At 38.0% G+C, this 21,150-nt stretch carries 28 protein-coding genes; 10 read left to right on the forward strand and 18 right to left on the reverse strand.

Going from position 1 to position 21,150, the window contains the following annotated elements:
• Positions 1–28 precede the first annotated feature (28 nt).
• The 8 genes from POF52_RS20775 to POF52_RS20810 all read right to left on the reverse strand — a co-directional run bounded on the left by POF52_RS20775 (position 29) and on the right by POF52_RS20810 (position 9,575).
• Entirely contained in the window at positions 29–1,741 is a 1,713-nt protein-coding gene (locus POF52_RS20775; RefSeq protein WP_271994547.1) for a DUF2357 domain-containing protein, read from the reverse strand.
• The gene (locus tag POF52_RS20780; RefSeq protein WP_271994549.1) at positions 1,695–3,329 is read right to left on the reverse strand and encodes an MrcB family domain-containing protein; all 1,635 of its coding nucleotides are present in this window, start codon (positions 3,327–3,329) and stop codon (positions 1,695–1,697) included. The genes POF52_RS20775 and POF52_RS20780 overlap by 47 nt, the downstream gene beginning before the upstream one ends.
• Positions 3,330–3,749: 420 nt before the next feature.
• On the reverse strand, positions 3,750–4,202 hold the full coding sequence (locus POF52_RS20785) for a hypothetical protein (protein ID WP_029322049.1): 453 nt from the start codon (positions 4,200–4,202) through the stop codon (positions 3,750–3,752).
• A 71-nt stretch (positions 4,203–4,273) separates the two neighbouring features.
• Positions 4,274–4,753: a (2Fe-2S)-binding protein gene (locus POF52_RS20790; RefSeq protein ID WP_013057264.1), complete on the reverse strand. Its 480-nt coding sequence runs from the start codon at positions 4,751–4,753 to the stop codon at positions 4,274–4,276.
• Position 4,754: 1 nt separating this feature from the next.
• Positions 4,755–5,588: an FAD binding domain-containing protein gene (locus POF52_RS20795; RefSeq protein ID WP_176585415.1), complete on the reverse strand. Its 834-nt coding sequence runs from the start codon at positions 5,586–5,588 to the stop codon at positions 4,755–4,757.
• Positions 5,575–7,905, reverse strand: coding sequence for a xanthine dehydrogenase family protein molybdopterin-binding subunit (locus POF52_RS20800; protein WP_271994553.1), 2,331 nt, complete (start codon positions 7,903–7,905; stop codon positions 5,575–5,577). The genes POF52_RS20795 and POF52_RS20800 overlap by 14 nt, the downstream gene beginning before the upstream one ends.
• Positions 7,906–7,923: 18 nt before the next feature.
• Positions 7,924–8,568: an NTP transferase domain-containing protein gene (locus tag POF52_RS20805; RefSeq protein ID WP_271994555.1), complete on the reverse strand. Its 645-nt coding sequence runs from the start codon at positions 8,566–8,568 to the stop codon at positions 7,924–7,926.
• Entirely contained in the window at positions 8,556–9,575 is a 1,020-nt protein-coding gene (locus POF52_RS20810) for an XdhC family protein (protein WP_176585412.1), read from the reverse strand. The genes POF52_RS20805 and POF52_RS20810 overlap by 13 nt, the downstream gene beginning before the upstream one ends.
• A gap of 184 nt (positions 9,576–9,759) precedes the next feature.
• On the opposite strand from POF52_RS20810, the gene POF52_RS20815 reads away from it, so the two are divergent.
• Together POF52_RS20815 and POF52_RS20820 are read left to right on the forward strand one after the other, a co-directional pair.
• A complete protein-coding gene (locus POF52_RS20815; protein WP_176585411.1) occupies positions 9,760–9,984 on the forward strand; it encodes a hypothetical protein in 225 nt (74 codons plus the stop codon).
• A gap of 19 nt (positions 9,985–10,003) precedes the next feature.
• Positions 10,004–10,237, forward strand: coding sequence for a hypothetical protein (locus POF52_RS20820; RefSeq protein WP_013057270.1), 234 nt, complete (start codon positions 10,004–10,006; stop codon positions 10,235–10,237).
• Between the two features lie 129 nt (positions 10,238–10,366).
• Here the strand turns inward: POF52_RS20820 and POF52_RS20825 are convergent, their stop codons facing one another.
• On the reverse strand, positions 10,367–10,606 hold the full coding sequence (locus tag POF52_RS20825; protein WP_014459872.1) for a hypothetical protein: 240 nt from the start codon (positions 10,604–10,606) through the stop codon (positions 10,367–10,369).
• Between the two features lie 70 nt (positions 10,607–10,676).
• On the opposite strand from POF52_RS20825, the gene POF52_RS20830 reads away from it, so the two are divergent.
• The 5 genes from POF52_RS20830 (at position 10,677) to POF52_RS20850 (ending at position 13,516) form a co-directional block, all read left to right on the forward strand.
• Positions 10,677–11,150, forward strand: a complete 474-nt coding sequence (locus POF52_RS20830; protein ID WP_013083383.1) for an Hsp20/alpha crystallin family protein — start codon at positions 10,677–10,679, stop codon at positions 11,148–11,150.
• Between the two features lie 145 nt (positions 11,151–11,295).
• Complete coding sequence (locus POF52_RS20835; protein ID WP_271994560.1) at positions 11,296–12,192, forward strand: hypothetical protein; 897 nt, start codon at positions 11,296–11,298, stop codon at positions 12,190–12,192.
• Between the two features lie 92 nt (positions 12,193–12,284).
• Positions 12,285–12,416, forward strand: a complete 132-nt coding sequence (locus POF52_RS20840; protein WP_013057274.1) for a hypothetical protein — start codon at positions 12,285–12,287, stop codon at positions 12,414–12,416.
• Between the two features lie 75 nt (positions 12,417–12,491).
• Positions 12,492–13,046 carry a PadR family transcriptional regulator gene (locus POF52_RS20845; protein ID WP_258358323.1) on the forward strand — a complete coding sequence of 185 codons (555 nt, stop codon included), beginning with the start codon at positions 12,492–12,494 and terminating at the stop codon, positions 13,044–13,046.
• Positions 13,043–13,516: a DUF4188 domain-containing protein gene (locus POF52_RS20850; protein WP_013083386.1), complete on the forward strand. Its 474-nt coding sequence runs from the start codon at positions 13,043–13,045 to the stop codon at positions 13,514–13,516. Before POF52_RS20845 ends, POF52_RS20850 begins: the two co-directional genes overlap by 4 nt.
• Before the next feature lie 25 nt (positions 13,517–13,541).
• Here POF52_RS20850 and POF52_RS20855 read toward each other — a convergent pair whose 3' ends face one another.
• The 3 genes from POF52_RS20855 to POF52_RS20865 all read right to left on the reverse strand — a co-directional run bounded on the left by POF52_RS20855 (position 13,542) and on the right by POF52_RS20865 (position 15,046).
• Positions 13,542–14,237, reverse strand: a complete 696-nt coding sequence (locus tag POF52_RS20855; RefSeq protein WP_034651606.1) for an SAM-dependent methyltransferase — start codon at positions 14,235–14,237, stop codon at positions 13,542–13,544.
• Between the two features lie 67 nt (positions 14,238–14,304).
• Positions 14,305–14,646, reverse strand: a complete 342-nt coding sequence (locus POF52_RS20860; RefSeq protein ID WP_042452213.1) for a DUF3147 family protein — start codon at positions 14,644–14,646, stop codon at positions 14,305–14,307.
• The gene (locus tag POF52_RS20865; protein WP_271994566.1) at positions 14,639–15,046 is read right to left on the reverse strand and encodes a MarR family winged helix-turn-helix transcriptional regulator; all 408 of its coding nucleotides are present in this window, start codon (positions 15,044–15,046) and stop codon (positions 14,639–14,641) included. The genes POF52_RS20860 and POF52_RS20865 overlap by 8 nt, the downstream gene beginning before the upstream one ends.
• Positions 15,047–15,218: 172 nt before the next feature.
• Here POF52_RS20865 and pssA point away from each other — a divergent pair, with 172 nt between their 5' ends.
• Positions 15,219–15,710, forward strand: a complete 492-nt coding sequence (pssA, locus tag POF52_RS20870; RefSeq protein WP_271994828.1) for a CDP-diacylglycerol--serine O-phosphatidyltransferase — start codon at positions 15,219–15,221, stop codon at positions 15,708–15,710.
• Positions 15,711–15,742: 32 nt separating this feature from the next.
• On the opposite strand, the gene POF52_RS20875 is transcribed toward pssA, so the two are convergent.
• Complete coding sequence (locus POF52_RS20875) at positions 15,743–15,970, reverse strand: hypothetical protein (RefSeq protein WP_271994568.1); 228 nt, start codon at positions 15,968–15,970, stop codon at positions 15,743–15,745.
• Positions 15,971–16,193: 223 nt separating this feature from the next.
• On the opposite strand from POF52_RS20875, the gene POF52_RS20880 reads away from it, so the two are divergent.
• Positions 16,194–16,952, forward strand: a complete 759-nt coding sequence (locus POF52_RS20880; protein ID WP_271994570.1) for a TrmB family transcriptional regulator — start codon at positions 16,194–16,196, stop codon at positions 16,950–16,952.
• A 104-nt stretch (positions 16,953–17,056) separates the two neighbouring features.
• A complete protein-coding gene (locus POF52_RS20885) occupies positions 17,057–18,226 on the forward strand; it encodes an MFS transporter (protein ID WP_271994572.1) in 1,170 nt (389 codons plus the stop codon).
• 45 nt (positions 18,227–18,271) lie between these two features.
• Here POF52_RS20885 and POF52_RS20890 read toward each other — a convergent pair whose 3' ends face one another.
• The 5 genes from POF52_RS20890 to POF52_RS20910 form a co-directional block, all read right to left on the reverse strand.
• On the reverse strand, positions 18,272–18,742 hold the full coding sequence (locus POF52_RS20890) for a DUF523 domain-containing protein (RefSeq protein ID WP_271994573.1): 471 nt from the start codon (positions 18,740–18,742) through the stop codon (positions 18,272–18,274).
• Positions 18,743–18,825: 83 nt separating this feature from the next.
• Positions 18,826–19,266: an Asp23/Gls24 family envelope stress response protein gene (locus POF52_RS20895; protein ID WP_025751716.1), complete on the reverse strand. Its 441-nt coding sequence runs from the start codon at positions 19,264–19,266 to the stop codon at positions 18,826–18,828.
• 27 nt (positions 19,267–19,293) lie between these two features.
• Positions 19,294–19,503 carry a DUF2273 domain-containing protein gene (locus POF52_RS20900; protein ID WP_016764344.1) on the reverse strand — a complete coding sequence of 70 codons (210 nt, stop codon included), beginning with the start codon at positions 19,501–19,503 and terminating at the stop codon, positions 19,294–19,296.
• A gap of 15 nt (positions 19,504–19,518) precedes the next feature.
• Positions 19,519–20,061: an alkaline shock response membrane anchor protein AmaP gene (gene amaP / locus POF52_RS20905; protein ID WP_025751715.1), complete on the reverse strand. Its 543-nt coding sequence runs from the start codon at positions 20,059–20,061 to the stop codon at positions 19,519–19,521.
• Positions 20,062–20,208: 147 nt separating this feature from the next.
• Positions 20,209–21,039, reverse strand: coding sequence for a YihY/virulence factor BrkB family protein (locus tag POF52_RS20910; protein ID WP_013057287.1), 831 nt, complete (start codon positions 21,037–21,039; stop codon positions 20,209–20,211).
• Between the last annotated feature and the right edge of the window lie 111 nt (positions 21,040–21,150).

The following is a 21,150-nucleotide window of genomic DNA, read 5'->3' on the forward strand; positions in this document are numbered from 1 at the left end:
AAGACTTGTTCACTTTCTATCTATTCACCTACTCAGCGCTGAAAAAATGTGGTTCTACCGTACAAATAGCTTCAATAAATTCTTCTACTAACCCTTCTTCTCCCGGCAAAAAAGGCAGCGCACCAACTCCAACACGTTCAATACTTTTATAAAAATGATGCTGCTTATAGCTCTCTGCTTTCCCTGGAAACAGCACAATCGCTGTTTGTACCGGTTTTATTCCATTTTCCTCTACAATAGCGTCTCGGTAACGATGCATGGTATTAATATCTTCTTCTCTAGGTGAAGGCGTATCGTGATTTGGTTTGATACGATACTTAGCATCAAAAAGATATACACTTTTTTTCTCCCCTTGCTTTACTTCAAGCAGTAAGTCAGGCTTTTGAATAACGGTATGAGTATGATGGTATGCTTTCTGATACCATAGCGTGACTTCTGCTTTCCCCACTTGAAAACGATGATAAGACGGCTGCATCCTAACGTTCAACCCTTGTTCTGTCGTTGTCATGATGTTTTGTTCTATCCGCTTGCCGTAAGTTTGCAACTTCTTTAAAAGACTAACATACGTCCAGTATTCATAGAGAGTTGCGATATCTTTTAATGAAAGGTGGTAAAACTCTCCGTTAAGAGCCAATCCTCGCGTTAAGAACATAAAGTATCTGCTTGCTTCCCGGTAGCGGGGTGCCGTACGCAGTGTAGAAGGAAGAGTTGAAGCTTGTAGGGTCTTCACCCGTTGCCAAAACGCATTATTTAACAGTCTTTTTAATTCGGCATGATTAGTTTCTAGAGCCGATACGGCTTCTTTTTTTACATATCTATCTTCTATCAATTTGTCAATTAGTGCAGTTAGCTTATGATACAGCTGCGTCATCATCCATTTTACACTTTGATTTTCCAGATTATCATAGGTAGACACGTGCCTGGTGCCAATCGCTTTTGTGGGTACTACTTTTATATTTCGATTAATTTTAATCCCCCTGCTTGAAGATGCAAGATAGGTAGGGTGGGTTCGGACAAATGATATAGCACGGCTATCTTGTTTTTTTATTTGATCGCCTCTCATGAGCTCATGTTCAACTTTTACCGATTGAAACGGCTGATTTTCAATCTGACGCACAGAATGAAGAAAGGGTTTCATATAGTGAGACAGAACATGATAAAATTCCGTCCATGTTGCTTGCTTAGACCAAACAGATTTTGCTTCAATATATGTTTTACGAAGCATATCGTATGCCAAATCATGAATATATCCGTTCACTTCATCAACCATGTGTACATAGTCTGTCTTGTAGCTCATCTTTGAAGGGAAAATTTCAAGAGTAAAGGAGAGCTCTTTTTCTCTTTCGCTGTAAACATGAAACGTAGAATACCCTACTTCATTTTGAAAGCTTATATTTCCCGTCAAAATGTAGGGAAATCCTACGCTTTGAAAGCTTTGTTCAACTGCTTTTGAATCGTGGTTAACAAACAGGCTTGTTTCATTTTTAGAAACAACTGTAATTTGATAGGTTTCATTTTCAAAAAATAAAGGCTCCAGCGGCGGTTTTGAAGTCATCATGCCTTTTGTTTGATTTAATACTTTTACATGTGTAATTCCTTTTCCTGTACAAGAAAAAAACATCACTTCTTCTGCAGATTTTATTTTTTTCTTATTTTTCCCTTTTATAACCACCGTACACGTGTCAGTTTCAATTTCAACGTACGGTATTAATCCAAAATGACGTGTATCCGTATACTTCAAAACGTCTCATCATCTCCATTATTTTGCGTGCGCTTTTAGGAAATCTCATTCCATCTGCATTTACGACAGCTGTCTCAAATTCATCATCTAACAGCGTATTTGTACAGTAATAATAAAGGTTTTTTAATAAATCAAATGTGTACCCATCGCTTCCTGAAATACGAGGCAAAACTTTTTGCAAAACCTGAAAATCAAACGCCTGATCAAATGTAAACATTCCGCTTTTCACCGCGTAAATTAAATAAAAGCATATTTCGTCGCGTACGCGGTAACCTATTTGCAAATCGACTTCTATAAGCATCTCGTTGACGGTTAGCAGTTCATTTGTTACTTCGTGAATGAGCTCAGCATGTTCAACATACGCATCTTTTAAGTGAACATATTGACTTTGAATTTCTACATTTTGAATGCCGTGCTGAGACGGATCTCTATCATCTAAAAAATCAAAAGAATCTAGTTGAATCTTATTTAACTCAATGGTGTTGGTACGATCTAACAACTTTTGACTAAACCCATGAGTTGTTTCATCCATATTAATTGTACCGATAATGAGAAGATTAGATGGCAAATAAATATCTCGGAACATCTTATGTCCCGGGAATAACGGAGCCGTTTTGATTTTCTCTTTTGACCAGCTCCTGCTTTCCATCACGCTTAAAATGTCGCTAAAATAATGTTCAACTCGAGCTAAGTTCATTTCATCCAATATGGCAACATATGTGTAAGCTGGATGCTGAATGGCTTGCTGCATAATCGACAGAAACGATCCTCTGCGAAAATCTCCTCTTAAATCAATATATCCTAATAAATCTGAACTATCGTGCCAATCGGGTCGAACCGGAATGAGCACTTGTCTTCCATTTTCAATCGTGGCACCGATACTATCTGCTAAGAGCTGAGCAAGCTTTGTTTTTCCTGTCCCGCTCATTCCGGATAAAACAATAAACGGTTTAGTCTTTAAAGCAAAGTAGGCGTTGGCTATATCATGTCGTTCATATGTAAACCCAGATTTCCTAATATACTCATGAATATGGACGATGGCGTCTTTGTCTCCCATCATCTCTTTGCTCATTCCGTATGTTTTTATATACTGTTCATGCATACTTAGCAGTAAATGCAAGTCCTCTTGCAGCTGATCATTGCTAGGTAAGTCTGCTATATTGTAAGGAAGGTAAAGAGCTACTCTATCCTCAAAGCTTTTCGCTTCCATGCTTGTACCAATGACAATATGATTATCTTTCAATACGCGGGCATGTTCAGGAGTAAAGAATCGAATGTCTTTCAGATCTGTTCCTTCTTCTGAGTCTCCTCTCATCATGACTAAGTAAATACGCTGACCGTCTTCACTGAATAAATACGCGACCATCACGTCACTCTCTATATTCTTATTCGCAAGGGTCACGTAAGGAAATGTTTCAGCGTGGTGTCCCGATATACGCATTTCTTCTCGATTTATATGCTCCAATCGATAAAGAGAAATCGGAAGCCTGCGTGTAAGCATATTTTCTATTTCATGTTTTACAAGTACGTCTCCACCCATTTGTTTATAATGTTCCGCTACATACAGCAGCCGCTCGCGCAAACTCATCGAATTCTCTCCTTTCTGCCTTCACTGCAGTTTGTAAAAATAAAAAGCATCGTCAGCTGACCACGCAAAAGGTTCATTTCTTTTATTATAGACGCTTTCTTCGTATAGTAAGCTATTTTATAACGTTAGGAAACACTACATTATTCTTTTCTCTATATACATGTTTATGTTCATTTTAATGAAACATGACAGAAAAGAAAAGCGTTAGGGGCTTAATGAATGAAGGGGCAATGATATGAACAGAAAAATAAGCAGCTTGTGTGCCCAAGGATAAAACACCCATTATGCTACATGATTATTTAACGTCTGATGCTTTTGGCTGAGTAAAGAAAAAGATAAAAATAATAAGCGGCAGGGCGATAAGAAAAATACTCGTCTCTGAAGGTCTTACTGTAGGTATATCTGTTAATGACATTTTAATCAGTCCTTTGTAAATTTTTCAACTAAGTCAGGATTTACATAAAAATGTTTTGATACCGTACGATGAAAAAACTGAGAGGATTGATTCAGTTCACTTAATGCAGGTTCTGTTTTGGGAACGCCAAAAATAGGCCCGCTTACGTTAATGGTAAATCTTCCAGAAGAAATAAAGGCGCCCGACACATTAATCTGGTTATTAAGCAGCAAAGCCGCAAGAAACACATCAATCATATCAATAATAATATTAATTCCCACATTTCCGTCTTTTCCTTCGATGCGACTGGTTCCTGTAATAGGTCCGCCTACTGAAACACGAAAAGCTCCGGGTGTCACAAATACTCCTATAATTGTTATTTGGCCAGTTAATAATAATATGGCCGTTACTACATCCAGATCTCGTTGAATGGCAAAGATAAGTTCCCTTTCTTTGTCAAAGCCGCTTTTCCATTCCACATTCTCCACACCCTTAGCACATACTATTCTAAACACGTGTAAGTGTTATTCTAATTCTGCTTTTTCTTTTCTCACTCGCGCTCCGAAAAGTGTAAAACAGATTTTACTGCGTCTTCAATTTCTTTATATCCTGTACATCTGCATATATTGGAAGCTAACCACTCCTTTATAATATCGTCACTTCCTGAAGGATGGCGTTTGGAAAGCAAATGAGCATTCATAATAAAACCCGATGTACAATAACCGCACTGAAAAGCAAAGTGTTCAATAAAAGCTTTTTGCATAGGTGAACTCTTCAGTCCTTCTATAGTCATTATTTCTTTCTCTTCTGCTTCTGCCGCTAACATGAGGCAGGATTTCATTGGCCGCTGATTTATCCCTACTGTACAAGCTCCGCAGTCTCCATTTAAACAGCCTGGTTTTGCTCCGGTAAGGCCCAGCTTTTCTCTTAATACGTAAAGCAGCGTATCTGCTGTTCGGATATCAACCATTTTTTCTTCTCCATTAACCTTTAGCTTAACTGTTATTCTATACCGTTCATCTCTTAGCACATTACGTTCCTCCCAGCTCTTTGAAAATATCAAACAATAAATTTTTAATCACAAATTTGCGATATCGATCCGATCCTTCTCCATCATTTAAAATTGGAGCCGGTATATAATCAAGAGCAGTTTGAATTCGAGCTTCTAATGGCGTTTCTTCATGATTTAGCACTTCTTCTATTTCTTCTGAGCGAAAAGGAAATGAACATACCCCGCTGAAAGCTACTCGAATGTTTTCTTCTGTTTTTAAAGCCGCTACTGTAACTAGTGGATATCCTGTATCCCACTGCTGGCGCTCCTTTATACTCATATACGGCAGGTCAGCATACTTTGTTTCAACAAACACCTGAACAAGCAGCTCTCCTTTTTTCAGCTGCAAACGCCGCTGAAAAAGATCGTGAATCGAATAAACATTTGTTCCAGTGGGACCTGCCACTGCGAGTTGACTATCCGTTAAAAGCAGCGGCAACACGGCTTCTCGATAAAAGATATGCCCACAAATATTTCCTCCTAACGTTATTTTATTTCGAGCCGTGTGATCAGCCACTTCGCTAGCAGACTTACTTAATAAAGGAAACAAATTTTTATCTTCCAGTTCAGTTAACGTTACTCCTGCACCAAAAATCATCCAGTCTTCATCAGCTTCTGTTTTTTGAAACTCGGGTATATTCTTTATATCAATAACAGCATGGGTAACAAACAAACCCAACCTGCCCAATGTCAGGATTTCAGTGCCTCCAGCATAATAACGCGGCCGTTTGCCTTGATTCTCTAACTCTTGAAATAAGGTAACTGCTTCTGAAACGGTAGCAGGTTTGTGATATTCAAAGTCAAATGAAATCATTTTCATTCCCTTCTTTCATTCTCCAAATTAATTCTGGAATAAGCGGAAGTTGGTTTAATTCTGTTTCTGCTGCCACCGTTAAGCTGTTTCCTAAAGAAGCCGGCATACCAAGCAGCCCGTGTTCTCCGACTCCTCTAGCTCCGTAGGCCGCATCCAATTGAGGCGTATGAACAAAATCTACTACGTACTCCGGATGCTCTCCGTAGCGAAGAGGACGATATTTCCGAAGCTGAGGGTTTAAAATACGGCCATTTGAATCAAACCAAAATGTTTCTCTGCCTGCAAACGATAGTCCCATACTCATCGCACCCATAACTTGCCCTCTTGCCATTTTCTCGTTTAACACGGTTCCTATGTCAATAACAGAGACAGCTTTTACAATACGATATCTATACGTTCTAGGGTTATATTCCACTTCAACTCCTTCAGCTGCTACTGTCCATTCAGGACCGGGACGCCCAGCTCCCGTTTCTTTATCCAAGTAGGTCATCCCTCTTAAAATATAATTGCCCCTCCCTATGATTTGCCCTCCAATTGCATTTCCGTTCGGATATTTATAGCCATACACAATTTCTTTAAAGGCCAAGGAGGTTTCAGGCTCATCCCGTAAAAAAACTTTCTCATTTTTTATTTCAATATCTCCTTCAGAAGCTCGGAATATATGAGAAGCTATCTTTTTTAATTGGTTAATCACATCTTCAGCGGCTTTTAAAACCGCTCTTCCTGCCATAAAAGTTCCTCGGCTAGCCACCGTTTTCCAATGTTCAGGAGTGGTTTGAGTATCTACTTCCATTCGCACATGAATACGTTCCATGCGCATCTGAAGTTTTTCAGCCAAGATTTGCGCGAGCACAGTTTTTGTTCCCGTGCCTAATTCAATAACGCCAGACATTAAATTTACGCTTCCATCCGGATTGAATGTTAGAATAACACCTGAACCCGCGTCTGTTTCAATAGTCGAGGTTTTCCAGACGCAGCTAATCCCTTTGGCGGTAATAAGGCCGTTTTCATGAACTGTTCTCTGCCCTTCCTCCCATTTCATTAGCTGCTTTAAGCGCCGAATACATTCCGGTAAGTTACCAACGCTGCTAGAAGTCAAACGGACTTGTGTAGGCGTAGTATCACCTGGTAAAATAGCGTTTTTTTCTCTAAATTCCAAAGGATCTATACCTGCTTTTTTAGCAAGGATGTCCATCGTACGCTCAAATGCAAATAATAGTTCAGAGTGGCTGAATCCTCGAAAAGGGGAAGCGTAAGGGTGATTTGTATATACACATAATGAATCACAGAAGATATGTTCAAGACGATAAGGCCCCGTACAGTCAGCTGCTGCAGCCTTACTTAAATCCGTTCCTTTATCTGCATAAGCACCGCTGTCAAACAAATATAGAATGTCAGCAGCCTGCAAAAGTCCCTCTTTAGAACAACCTAGCTTGATTTTGGCATCTAGACCGATATGAGCAGGCGAAGTAAGCATATCTTCTTCTCTTGTATTCAATATTTTAACCAGCCTTCCACCCACAGCTTTTGAAGCTAGATAAGCAAGCAGCTCCAGCTGGACAGCTGCTTTTCCTCCGTACCCTCCTCCTACTAGCGGTGTTTCAACGATCACTTTTCCCACTTCAATTTCAAAGTACTCACTGATTAATTTTTTGACCATAAAAGGAGCTTGAGAAGAAGTGATAATTTTAACTAATCCATTTGGAAGGATTTCAGCAGCGGCGCTTCTTGTTTCCATTGCCGCGTGATCTGAAGGAGATAGAGAAAATGTTTCTTCAACTATTAACTCACTTTTTTGCCAACCTTCTTCTATATTGCCTTTTCGAATTTTAACTCTGTTTGCTACGTTGGTGCCGGGCTCTGGATACACCGTTTCATCATGCTTGTAGATGTGCATATTTTCATGCACTAAAGGAGAATCAGGCTCAATAGCGGCGCTAGGAGAATGTACAACAGGCAACGGCTCATATTGAATATGAACAGAACTTGCCGCACGCTCAGCGAGTGCAGGAGTTTCTGCTACTACTAGGACTACGGCTTCTCCGTGATACCGCACTTTTTCAAATGCAAGCGGTCGCCGGTCACGAACTCCTTCCCCGGTTAACGGCAAATGCTCACCCGTCACAACCGCGTGAACACCGGGAATAGCAATCGCCGCTTGGACGTCTATTGCTTGAATCCTTGCATGAGCGTAAGGGCTGACTACTATTTTGGCATGCAGGGAGCCTTTAAACATGTAATCATTTGTGTATCGAGCCGTACCCGTTACTTTTTCCAATGCATCTTTTCGAATGATGCTTTTTCCAATGATCTCCACTCTTTTCACCTCCATCAATCAAAACAGTCGACGTTTCTCTTTGTATATCTTTTTAATGCGTTCATACCCTTGTTTTGTATCAACATCCATAAAAAGGCAAGCGTCGGTCCATTCGTAAAATATTCCATTTTCAGGTCCGCTTTGTCTTATGATTTTTCTTGCCCCTTGATCTCCTTGCAGCTTACCCAAGCTTGAAAACATTTGTTTTGAAAATAAAACCGGTGCTCTGGAAATTCCTTGATAAAAAGATGAAATAAATGGAACAGAAAAATGTTTTTCAAAAAGAGAAACAAATGTATCTATCAGCACGATGCTTATAAGAGGCTGATCTGCCAACAGCACAATAATAGCATCAGCGTTTAATTCTTTTGCTTTTTTTAATCCGCACTTTAAAGACGCAGACTGACCTTTTAAGGCGCTACTACAAGAAGTATGACTCCACTTCTGCTGATATGCTTCTGAAAAAAGAATAGGGTCAATCCACTCAAGATGATCTCCTTTCTTAGTTACTACTATCGTATGATTTACTTTTGAAGAAATCGCTTTTCGTAAAGCTTTACTCCCCAAACATCCATTCCCTAAAGGCAGCAGCAGTTTATTTCTGCCCATCCTTTTACTAGCTCCCGCGGCAAGATAAACAGCAACAATATTTAACCCGGACATTTTCGCCCCTTTTTTTCATCATACATTCGGAGGTTTTGAATTAATTCAGCAAGAATACTAACGGCAATTTCCTGCGGTCCTACCGCTCCTATAGAAAGTCCTACCGGCGAATGAATGCGTGATGAAATATCAGTATTCAATAATCGAAGTGTTCGCTTTTTAGATCCTAAAACTCCTATATACTTCACAGGGTTTGATTTTAATAGCGAGAGAATTTCTTGATCGCGATAAAAATTATGCGTCATGATCACAACAAAATCATCGCTTTGTATGGACAGCTGCCTGTCTACTTCCTCTGGAAATCCAATATGTATTTCCTCTGCTAGCGGAAAATGTTCCTTATTACATAAAGCCGGTCTCCAGTCGCATAAGGTAACAGAAAACCCCGTATTAGCAGCAAGTGATACTAAATATTTTGCATCGGCGCCTGCTCCCCAGATAATTAGACGAGGCTTTGGTTTATATAGATGAGCATATGTGAGCAAGGAGCAATTTGAAAGTTGAATACCGCTCCTTCTCCCATTCCAATCATCTGTTGCAAAAGATGATGCGTCGCTATTTCCACCAAATATTTCGCCCGTCTTTTCTACATAAAAAGAGGTTGTTTGAATAAAGTTTTTTTCTAATTTTTTAATATGCAAAACAGGATTTCGGTTATCTAAATGACGTTTTACCCGCACAAGATTTTGCTTCATCCTCGCAGTTACAGGTTCTAGGAGAATATACAGGATTCCATTGCAGCCTGCTCCTTGCCCCCATCCTGTATCACCTTCTTCTTTCAAATTGTACGTAACGGTTAATACATGCTCAGTGTCGAACAACTCTTTTACGCGCTCAGCAAGATCTGCTTCTACACAACTAGCGCTTAACATCCCAATGTTCTCCCCATTTTCTTGAAACAGCATGGACGTTCCTTCTTTTAAATATGAGGATCCTTCTACATGAACAATCGTTGCCAACACACTTTTTACTGTTGATGTGTTTACAGCATGTAAAATATCGTGCATTTTTATTATTCCCTCCTTTTCCTGTCGAGGTTTTAAAATCTTTTCACGTTTTACACAGAACTACAATACGCTACAGTAGACCACTTCTACTCTCTGAATGAATCCATGTATTATTCATATTTTCAAAGAAGCTACAATAAGCTTTTAAAGACTTAGAAGAACTGTCGTTTGAAAGGAGAATAATATGCTATTCGACTCAACAAAAATCAATCTAGGAAAATTGAACGTTCGCAGTGCTGATCAAGCAAGCAGTATTTCTATTGGAAATACGTCAAAAGTTACAAGATATGTCACAGCAAAGAAAAATCAGGCCTTCGGACAGCAGCACGCTGATCAATGTTTTACAGCGGGATCTGCTTACAAAACTGTAGATAATGATTATGTGGATGCATTTGCAACAAAAAAATGATAAATAAGGAGGAAACCATATGATTTTTTCGCCCATGGTCATTAACTTACAAGCCTTCAAAGTGAACGTTTTGGATAATTCATCCGTTTTAAGCATAGGACCTAATCAGCAGCTTGATGTGTTCGTATCTTATAAACGTAATCAAGGTCTGGGAGAATCAAACGGAGATTTTTCTCCGAACGTAACTCCGTTCTCATGGATTATAGACTCAGATGTAAATGATTCAAACTCAGTTAAAAATAGCGTAATTTAAATTTTTCATCTCCTCTACTGCACACGACTAGCAGCATATCTTCATCTATTCGTTTCGTCTATTAGCATTCAATCGGAAGCCTAATAAATATAACCTGCGTCTGAACTGGCTATATTTATTAGGCTTTTTCTATAAAATGGGCACTTTTTGAAAAGACGATGGGCTGTCAATTTGATCTCGATCATCAACACAGCTTCTCGTTCCTATAAAGCCGCTATCATCACCGAAATTTTGCCCAAATCCCTGTGTTTTTTTATCTGAATTGTTCCAGTCTGCTAGTAAATTCTGTCCGATATTTACTGCAGACGCATTTTCAAAGGAATTTATCTTTAGCATTAAAATATTAATATTTATAGATGCACCTGCCATTTAAACCACCCCCCTTTCAAACTATATTCAAATTCCATCTTTTTATGATGTGTGGTAAGGAGGAAACCATATGGACTTTGATAAACTTATGCAGTGGATGGAATTCGCTAAAAAATATCAAACAAACGACTTTTGGAACGGTGTTTTTGATCAAACTGCTTTTAACGAATTTATGAAAGAAAATATGGATATGAATGCTCCTGATTCATATCAGGCACCTCAGGCTTCTAAAAGTAATTTTCCACCTGTTGACATTTACGTTACCCCACATGAAATCATTATTATCGCTGACTTGCCCGGCTATCTAAAAGAAAATTTGCACGTGTCTGTTTCAGGCAGCCGGCTTTTGTTAAAAGGCTCACCGCACCCTCTCATCACAGGACAGCCGGTTGTACAAGAACGACCTTCTGGAGACTTTAACCGAATTATTGAATTGCCAGAGCCTACGGATGCGCATCATCTGCGTGCAAAATTTGAAAATGGACTGCTTATTCTTTCTTATCACAGGCAGTTTTTTCAAGAAGAGCGTATTCATATTGAATAAGGTTTAGTAGTTTTACGAATGAAATTCAATGCTGCACATAAGCATTTATAAATGCGAAAAATTTAATGTTAATTTTTAAACTAGAACAATATATTTACCTAACTGTGACTACAAAGGAAATAAGCCCAAGATGAGGAGAAGCGAAATGTCTATGAAAGGATTTTTCAACCCCAAACAGACTAACCAACATCTTCAAACTGAGCTAGCGGACTTCAAACATCAAATCAAGCGCATTAACACGCTTGAAGTTCACATGAACCGTTTTTTAAAACTCGAACCGCAAATTGGTTCTCTCATAATGCTCAAAAAAAAGCTGGAGGCTCAGCCCTCGCACTCCAATGATTCTTCACCTTCACAAAGAAGCACTCATAAAAATGCTGAACAAGTATATGCAAAAGATAAGAAAGAGATTGCTAACCAGCTTCAATTTTTAAAAGAAAAAGTAGCGCAATTGGAACAAGTGATCTCCGCGCAACCTCCTCGCGATAAAAAGATAGAAGCTGTGCCTTATCTGGATATAGCTAGCTTAGTAGAACAATCTGTAGAGAAAAAAATGGCTCCTTATCTCGAAAAAATGACCGAACTAGATGAAAGAGTTTCAGCATTAGAGCGAAGCATGTCCCTTTTAACTGAAGTACAGGTGGACATGCTAAAACGAACGTCTTCCCTTCAAGAAGAAGTAAAATTGATTCATCAAAAAGCGGCACTTTTAGAAAATGCTCCCCCGCCTATTCATATTGATAAATTTTTCCTTGATAAATACGAACAAAACAACAATATTGGCCAAGTTGGCATTAAAGAACTCGGCGGTACTTTAAACATCGGAGCTACATATGGAAGCGGAGTTATACCAAAGGATTTCACGGACCAAATCCAAAAAGACATGGAAGAGTTAAAAAACGCTAAATCAGATATTTCTTCTAGTAAAACGAAGCCTGCACAAGAGGAAAAAGAGAATTCTTCTTCCTCTTTCGAAAAAGAAGACACGTATAGGGAAGTTCCTATTTTTGATGAAGATGATCCAAAGGAAGAGTCAGTCTAAAAAAGTCATAAAATTATATGTAGTTATGACTAGAATTTTTGCAAGCTATTCTTTACACTATAGGTAATAACTTCAAAAAAGGAGATATGCTGATGCCAAAGCTTTTATGGAGAATAGGTGCTGTCATGTTGCTAATGTGTGGAGGCTTTATCTTTTTATTTATTGCTGCTTCGCAAATGATGGTTCAGCAATACAAACCTTTTTTTAGACGCGAGAGTGCATAACTCTCGCGTTTTTTATTGAATATTATCCTGTTTATGGTAATATATATATCAAAAAGATATAGGTGAGGAAAATAAATGAAGGAAAATCAAACAACATATGCAATTTTAGGACTGCTTACCACGGAATGCAGAACTGGTTATGAAATTAAGCAGTTAATGGATCGAAGTTTAAATCATTTTTGGAAAATCAGTTATGGCCAAATTTATCCCACTTTACAAAAGCTTGTGAATAATGAACTAGCAACGGTTAATTCCGTTGCTCAAACTGATAAACCAGATAAAAAAGAGTATGTAATAACAACTAAAGGAAAAGAAGTTCTGCAAGATTGGCTGCGTGAACCTATTAAGCAGCTCCCTTCCGAAAGAAATGAAATTTTGTTAAAACTCTTTTTTAGTAGTCAGCAAGAAAAGCAGCTCACAATTTCCCAGTTAAAAAACGCTCAGCAGAAACTAACTGAACGTTATCACATGTATTGCGGAATCGAAGACAGCATTTCTAACAGCCCTTCTCCCGACAGAACGTATTGGCTTATTACCCTAGACTACGGTAAACGAACAACGTCTGCTTCGATAGAATGGTGCAAAGATACGATTAATAAATTATATGATGAGGAGGCGCATAATTTATGATTCATTCCAATCGTGTGATGGCTAAGCCCGGTCAGGAGTTGGTCGTCTTTGTTATAGGAATGCGTATTAATAAATGGACAGCCGTACACAAATGGTTCCCTGTATTTAAAGCAATGCCTCCTATGATTCGCGAATTGTATACAAACAAAAAACTTGGCTTTTTATCTTTGCAAGGATCTTTTAATTTAAGAACCATCACGCTGATTCAATATTGGGAGTCAGTTGATCAATTGACCTCCTATGCCAAAGGTCCTCAGCACTTAAAAGCTTGGAATTCTTTTTATAAACAGGCTTCAAAAACGAATGCAGTGGGCATTTATCATGAAACGTACGTCATTCCTGCAGGAAATTATGAATCAGTATACGTGAATATGCCTTTGTTCGGTTTAGCTAAAGCGCTTGGATCTGAAACCATAACGAAACATACTCAAACTGCCAAAAAACGTTTGAATGTTAAAAAGCCGCTTTAACTAAAAGCGGCTTTCGTTATATTTGTTATACATATATTTTCAGCATTTGATTGGCACCTTTTTGAAATTCGTACGGGACGTCTGCTATTTCTGTTCCTTTTACTAGAGGCGCAATCTCTTCTAACAGCTGCGGCAAATAGGTAGAAATTTTGCCGCTCAAATTCGTTAAAGGAAACAAACGTACTTCCTCTTTTGTAACGCGTATCAGTTCTTTTAAAGCCTCTAAATGAAACGTATAATCTAACCGGTCGCTGTACATAAATAAAAAGTTTGCACAAAGCGTTAAATCAAACTCGTTCTTTTGAAACGGCAAATTAGGAAGTGCTCCGTACTGATAGGCTTCGGGGTTCTTTTTCATATGAGCAATACAATCTTTTAATGCTCTTTTTCGATGTTCAGTTAAATCATCAATAGACGAAAAATACTTCCACACATACTGTTCCTGTACGTGCTGCATTTGATTCATCGTATGAATTAAATCCAGGCTTCCTTTCTTTTCAAGCTCTTCTGCCGTAAATTTATAGGCAATATCACAGCTAGTAGCCTCCGTACCTTGCTGCAGGGCGTGAGCAGTAAAAGAACAGGCCCCGCTAGCACAGTCTAACACTTTTTTTCCTTTTAAATGCTTTTCATTCAAATTAAACATAGCTCTATACTCTTCAAACGTTCTGCCGATAAAAACAACTCGGTCAATTCCTAACTTTTTCTCTGCTAAACTCAACTCTGCTCAGCTCCTATCTTTTACTTAGACTTTCATTTTACAGAAAATTGGATTGAATTCCAATAGTTTATGTATTAATTAGTTTAACCACTATCTTTTGAAGGCCTAAAAACAGGCTCCAACACATAACTCCTATTGATAAACTCATAAACAAATGAAGAGAGTTTTTTAAGCAAATATAGACGACAGCAAGTAGTAAAATAGTGCCTGGCAGTCCATAAAGAACGCCTAGTGTAAACTGACTGACCACTTCCTTTTTTTCTCCTTGCACTGATAACCATATAATACTTAGTAAGCTCACAATTGGAAGGGCAGCCACAATTCCACCGTATGTCGGAAATCTTTTGGCCATTTCTGTTACCCCTGCAATAATAAGAGCAGACATTAAAATTTTGATGATACTATACATGTTTTGCACGCTCGCTCAATAACTGAAAAGCCTGTTGAATCAGCTGTTTTTCAGATGCTGTCATTTCGCGTAAAATAGCTGATACTTTTTCTTCATCCAAGCTTGAATTCCGTTTTAACACGTCTTTTCCTGCTTCTGTTAAATGCAGAATTACTTTTCTTTCATCATGTATATCTCTATTTTTATATACATACCCTTTATCAATATTTCTCTTTACGTGTTCAGATGCCGTATTATGTGAAACGTGTAAATAATCCGCAATTTCTTTTATTCCAACCGAAGATGATTTATCGATATACTGTAAAAGACGTATGGTTTGGTGTGTAATTTTCTCTTGATGCGTATAGTGCAAATGATAATAAATAGACGTCCAATAACTGTTTAACTCCTCTACTTTCATGATCCTGCTCCTTTATATCGTATTTTTATTTATTATCGTATTATACGATATATATACTACAGGAACGACAGCCAGGTTTCAATACTACCTTCTTTTTATCTGACATCTCACATAATAATATGATTTAACAGTTACACTAATCGTACACACTGTGAAAGGCGGTTGTATGACATTGATTCTTCGACTGTTAAAATGGGTTCCGAATCTCTTTACGATTGGAAATTTGCTAAGCGGCGTATTTTCCATAGCTTTTAATATGAATAGCTACGAACGCTTAGCTGCTCTTTTTATTTTTCTAGCCGCTTTTTTCGATTTATTTGACGGCAAAATTGCGAGAAAGCTGAAAGTTAACAGTGAGTTTGGTGTAGAGCTAGATTCTTTGGCTGATATTATAAGCTTTGGCGTAGCGCCTGCAATGCTATTTCATACTCTTTCTCCCCACTCTTGGCTAACCATACTCGCTTTTATGATTTATCCAAGCATGGGCGCATTAAGATTAGCTAAATTTAGTGCAAATCCAACCATAGGTTATTTTATAGGGCTTCCTATTCCTTTTCCCGCTCTAATTATCGCACTGCTTGGCATGTTTTATTACGTAAACCCTTACCTTATGATTATTTTAGCTATTTTGCTGGTTAGCCCTATTCGAGTGATGAAAATTTAGATGCAATAAAAGACAGACAAAATGCCTGTCTTTTATAGTGCTGTCCATTCTTCGCACAGCATTTTATGCTTGAATTTCAGCTCATGTTCTCTTTTTTCAAGCTGAGCTTGTAAAGAGAGCCACTCGCTATTATCAGGTGCTGAGCATAATTTTTCTTCAAGGGACAGTAAGGAATCCAGTACGTCTTCAAGCTGAGCAGCCACTTCTCTTTGGTGTTTTATGTTCATTTTTTTCAACAGTAGTTTTTCATTTTTCTTCATTTTTTTCACCTCTTTCTTTTCTTTACCCAATGTTGAGTGTTTTAGTATAGAAAGTATATGGTTAAAAATATTTCTACTGTAATAAAGATTCTTTAATAGCTTATTTTATTTTTAATGGTCATTTAGAACATAGTTTAATAAGATTATTTCATCTGATACAATTAGTAATACTTTTACAAACCGTGATATACTTAAAAAAAGAAAGGATGATGAATAGAAAATTATGCTGCAAAAATTTGGTTTTTCTCAGTATGAAAGTCAAGTATATGAAGCGCTGCTTGCGAATGATGACCCGCTGGATGCTAGTTCGATTGTTACATATTCGCATGTTCCAAAAGCAAAAATTTATGAAGTGCTTAATCGTTTAATTGATAAAGGTATTGTAGTAAATACATTGTCCGGGAAAAAGAAACTTTACTCAGCGGTAGCCCTTCAAACCGTCATTCAAAAACTTACTGCTGATTTTGAAAATGACATTAATGAATTAAAAACATATAAAATTAAAAAAACGTTTACAGATGATCATGTTTGGAGTTTAAAAGATAAATCCTCTATTTCTGCTCACATTGAACAATTGATTGACGAAGCGGAATCTTCTATTATTTTATCCGCCTGGAATGATGAGTTAGCACATTACCGCTTATTGCTAGAAGAAAAAGAGAAACAAGGCGTAAACGTCGAGGTCTTAACCATAGGAAACTTGCAGACTCCCCTCAAACATTTACATACATTAAATCCAATAGATGATCATAAAAACCTTGAGCCGTCGCAGTTGATTATTGTTGACGATGCTTACCTTTTATTTGCCGGCATTGAACATGAGACATGGAAAGCAATAAAAACCATGTCGCAGCCGCTTGTAAAAGTTTTTGCTGATTTCTTTTATCATGACGTCGCACTTACCCATATTACAAAGAAATATCAAGAGCAGCTTCTTCAAGATTCTGAGATCATGGAGCTGCTTACTCGACTGCGATATTAAAAAGGTTACTAATTCATTAGTAACCTTTTTAGTATTACCTATTGAAATCCCCCCTAAAAAAGGTTACTATTCTAGTTGTAACTTTTTAAAGAGGGGGTTTTTTGATGAATAAAAAAGTTTACATACTTGCGATTGCTTCCTTTGTTGTTGGAACGGTCGAATTAATTCTAGGAGGCATCTTAGACTTAATTGCCGATGCATTTCATGTATCATTAGCAAAAGCAGGTTATTTAATCTCTATTTATTCGTTTGTTTATGCCATGTCTGCACCGATTTTACTAAATGTGACGGCTAAGATAGAGCGTAAAAAAGTTTATATGTGGACATTATTTATTTTCTTATTGAGCAATGTATTTTCAGCCTACAGTTCGGGCTATTATATGCTACTGATTGGACGTATTCTTGCTGCTGCGAGCGGTTCTTTTATCATTGTATTATCTACCACAATGGCTTCTAGAATGGTAAAACCTAAATACCAAGGCAGAGCAATTGGCATCGTATTTATGGGAATCAGCGGCTCACTTGTTTTAGGCATTCCTCTTGGTATTCTGATTGGAAATGCGCTTGGCTGGCGTCAAGTATTTGTTATGATTGCAATTTTGACTGCCATTATTATGATTACCGTTTGGTTTACAATGGAGCGTCTAGCTCCTGCTCCAATTGTACCGTTAAAAACTCAGGTAAAAGCTTTACGCAATAAAAAAATGCTCGCTATTCACCTAGCAACATTGTTTGTACTTGCGGGCCATTTAACGCTTTATGCGTACTTCACACCATTTCTACAAGAAACACTAGGATTAAATACAACGATGGTGACCATTATTTATGGTATTTTCGGTCTGGCTGCCGTGGCAGGAGGAGGACTTGGAGGAGCTGTTTCTGATAGATGGAACCCTTCTTCTTCTGTTATCACCATGATTGCTCTCTTTTTTGTTAGCATGATTGCTATGCCTTTTGGCGTTCATTTGCCATTTGTTGTGTTCTTGCTTCTTATGATCATTTGGAGTGCACTCAGCTGGGCGGTCTCACCAGCTCAAAGCAATTTAATTATTCATAGTGCACGCGAAACGTCGGACATTTTAATCAGCACCAATGCAGCGATTTCACACGTAGGAATTGCGATCGGCTCCTATGTTGGAGGAATTGTTGTTAATCAATACTCTGTTATTTATAACGGCTGGGTCGGGTCTATTTTTGTTTTGCTTGGTCTTTTCTGCTCTCTTTATGCGGTAACACGAACAGAAAGCACAGCAGATACGCTTCACAGTAAATAAGCTTTTATAAAAAAAGCGTACACACATGGTGTACGCTTTTTTTGATTATGATGGGTCTCCATGCATTTCAGCTGCAAATTGAGATTCGGACATGACGATAAAACCATGCTTTCTTAGCAACGCAGTCGTTACCCCTTCACCGGCTAATTTAACATTTGAAAATGCTCCGTTATATATATGTTCACTTCCACATGAAGGGCTGTTTTCTTTTAGTACAATAACAGTAGCTTTTATTTCTTTTGCGATGCTTAGTGCCTTATAGGCCCCGTCTATGTATATATCTGTCACGTCTTTTCCCGATCGTTCAATAACTCGCGCATTTCCGTTTATTACGTCTATTCCCGTTCCTTTTATAATTTCTGCCCGTTCTCTAGGCGTGTGAAATCCACCTAACAGTTCCGGACACATCATCACCGCCTCTTTATTTTCAACGAGCGCTTCAATTTCCTTAACTAAGGCACTGCTTCCATTATATCTGCAAGCTTGACCTGCTAAGCAGGAACTAACCAAAATCACAGAATTCTCCCTCCCATAAAAAAACACTTCTCATTCATCATACAAAGAATATATGATGAATGGAAATATTTACCTTTTATATTTTATTCAAGATCACGCTTTGACTCCTGCTCTTTGTCTCGATCCGTTTTCGCTTCAAATTCAGAGCGAGTCATTACGTCCTCTACATGCATATTTACTTCTACTACCTCTAATCCCGTCATATCGTGAACTGATTTTTTTACGTTATTAACAGTTTCAGAGAAAATGGCTGGAACATTTTTTCCGTATTCGACAATTACTTTTAAATCAAGGGCAACTTGCTTTTCTCCTACTTCAGCGTTAATCCCTTTTGTGATATCTTCAGTGCTGCGGAAGCGATCTGTTAACCCGCTCATAAATCCGCCGCTCATTGATAAAATCCCTTTAATTTCATTAGCTGCAATTCCAGCAATTTTTTTAATGACTTGATCTTCAAATGTTAACGTATTTTGATGTGTATTTTCCTGAGATTTTACTGCTGTATTTGTTTCATTAACTGCCATAACTAACATCTCCCTTAAAGTGATTTTCTATCTTCCTTTAGTAAAGAACCCTACCCAAGCATTTATGTCTAAATGACCGTCTCGCCACTTCCCGATTACATAACCAATTCCCATAAAGGCTACAATTAGCAGCGTGGGACCAAAGCCAATTGTTAATAGCAAAATTGCCAACACTAAACCTGCCAGAATACCAAGTACTCGGCCACGGTACGGAATCAATTTATCTGGAGTACTCATTATGTCCCTCCTTCATCACACAACACGCTCTTTCTTTCGTGTTTGTGTATCTGTTAAGTCAATACGGACCGAGTGAACGGGAAGCTCGAGTAAGGCCTCCACGGCGCGTTTTGTTTCAAGCTGCATCTCTTTTCCTAGTGTTGGTAGTCCATCTCGTCCAAACAACGAACAGTTGATATACAGACTAACTTTTTCTTTGCGAGAATGAATAGAGGCATGGACTTCAGGAGAGCGTATTCCCTGAAAGCTTCTAATTGCTCGTAAAGCTGTAGATTCGATCGTTGCTTTAGAAATTGTTATTTTGCCTTCACCAGTTACAATTGCTAAATTCTTTTTAGGCGGTCTGCTAAATATGCCTGTTAAAAGAAAAATAATAAAAATAACAGCTAAAAATGCGCTTATTGATAAAATTGTGTAGTAAAACCACTCCTGATGCTGCCACTTTTCTAACCAGTTTGAAAGGTGAGGAACCCTATAAACCATCAGTGCTAACATACCGGAACAAATCAGTCCTGCAATTCCAATAATTGCGATTAAAAACCGATTAAAATTATTCAATTTTCCACCCCATCTCAACGTGAACTCCTACTGCTTTTTTGTTGTGTGTAAAGGGAAGGCAACGAGATATTCAATAGTTACCCGCAGTATTTTTTTGATAAACTTTCTAACTGTAAAACTGAATATAAAAAAAACGACTAGGTTTCCCTAGTCATTTTCCGCGTCTCTATACGTTGTCTTGTGAGCTTTGATGAACTTATTACCGTTTATTAAACCGCCAATTAATAAAATAGCGGCCGTTAAATAAAACCAGACCATTAAAATAATAATACTTCCAAGCTGACCATAGATTTGCGAGTAGCTTCCAAACTGGACATAGTATCCAAATCCGGTAGATACAACTTGCCATCCTAGCGTGGAGAAAACAGCTCCTGGAAGTACATCTTTCCACGTTACTCTTGCGCTTGGCATCAGCTTGTAAAAAAGAATAAAAAAGCCTAATAAAAATAATGTCCCAATTCCCCATCTAATTGTCGTCCAGCTTTGAAACCATATGTCAGGAACATGGACTTTTGTTAGGACCAAATGTCGAATGACCTCTTCAATAATTGGTACAAATAATGAAATAGCTACCACAACCATAAAACCAAAAGTTAAAATTAAATCATTAATTAAACCGCGCAAAAACGTTTGTTTTCTTTGAATATGATACGCGTCATTTAACGAGCGAACCAAAGATTGTATAGCCATAGATGCGAGCCAAAAAGTCGCCAATAAACTAAAAGATAAAACTTTTTTCCCGCTATTGTTAACTGTTTCAATTGACCGTTCAATTACGTCATAGGCGCTTTTAGGCGTAAATGGTTCAATAAATATCAGCAAATTGTTTGTATCAATTGGAAAGAAACTCAGCAGAGAAAAAAGAAAGATAATAAACGGTACAAAAGATAACAAAAAATAGTAGGCTGTTTGAGCAGCCTGATCAAAGAAACGCTCCGTAAAAAAACGAGCGGCAACGGTCTTAGATGTTTGAATCATAACAGCGTTCTCCTTTACTTTCGCTTCACTTTGTAGTGAAATTCATATTCAATTTTTATGTTCAACATATATTGGATAAGTTTCGGCTTATAAAGCTTTCCTTTTCCATTA

Source organism: Priestia sp. AB, assembly GCF_028369225.1.
In the GTDB taxonomy this organism is placed as follows: domain Bacteria; phylum Bacillota; class Bacilli; order Bacillales; family Bacillaceae_H; genus Priestia; species Priestia megaterium.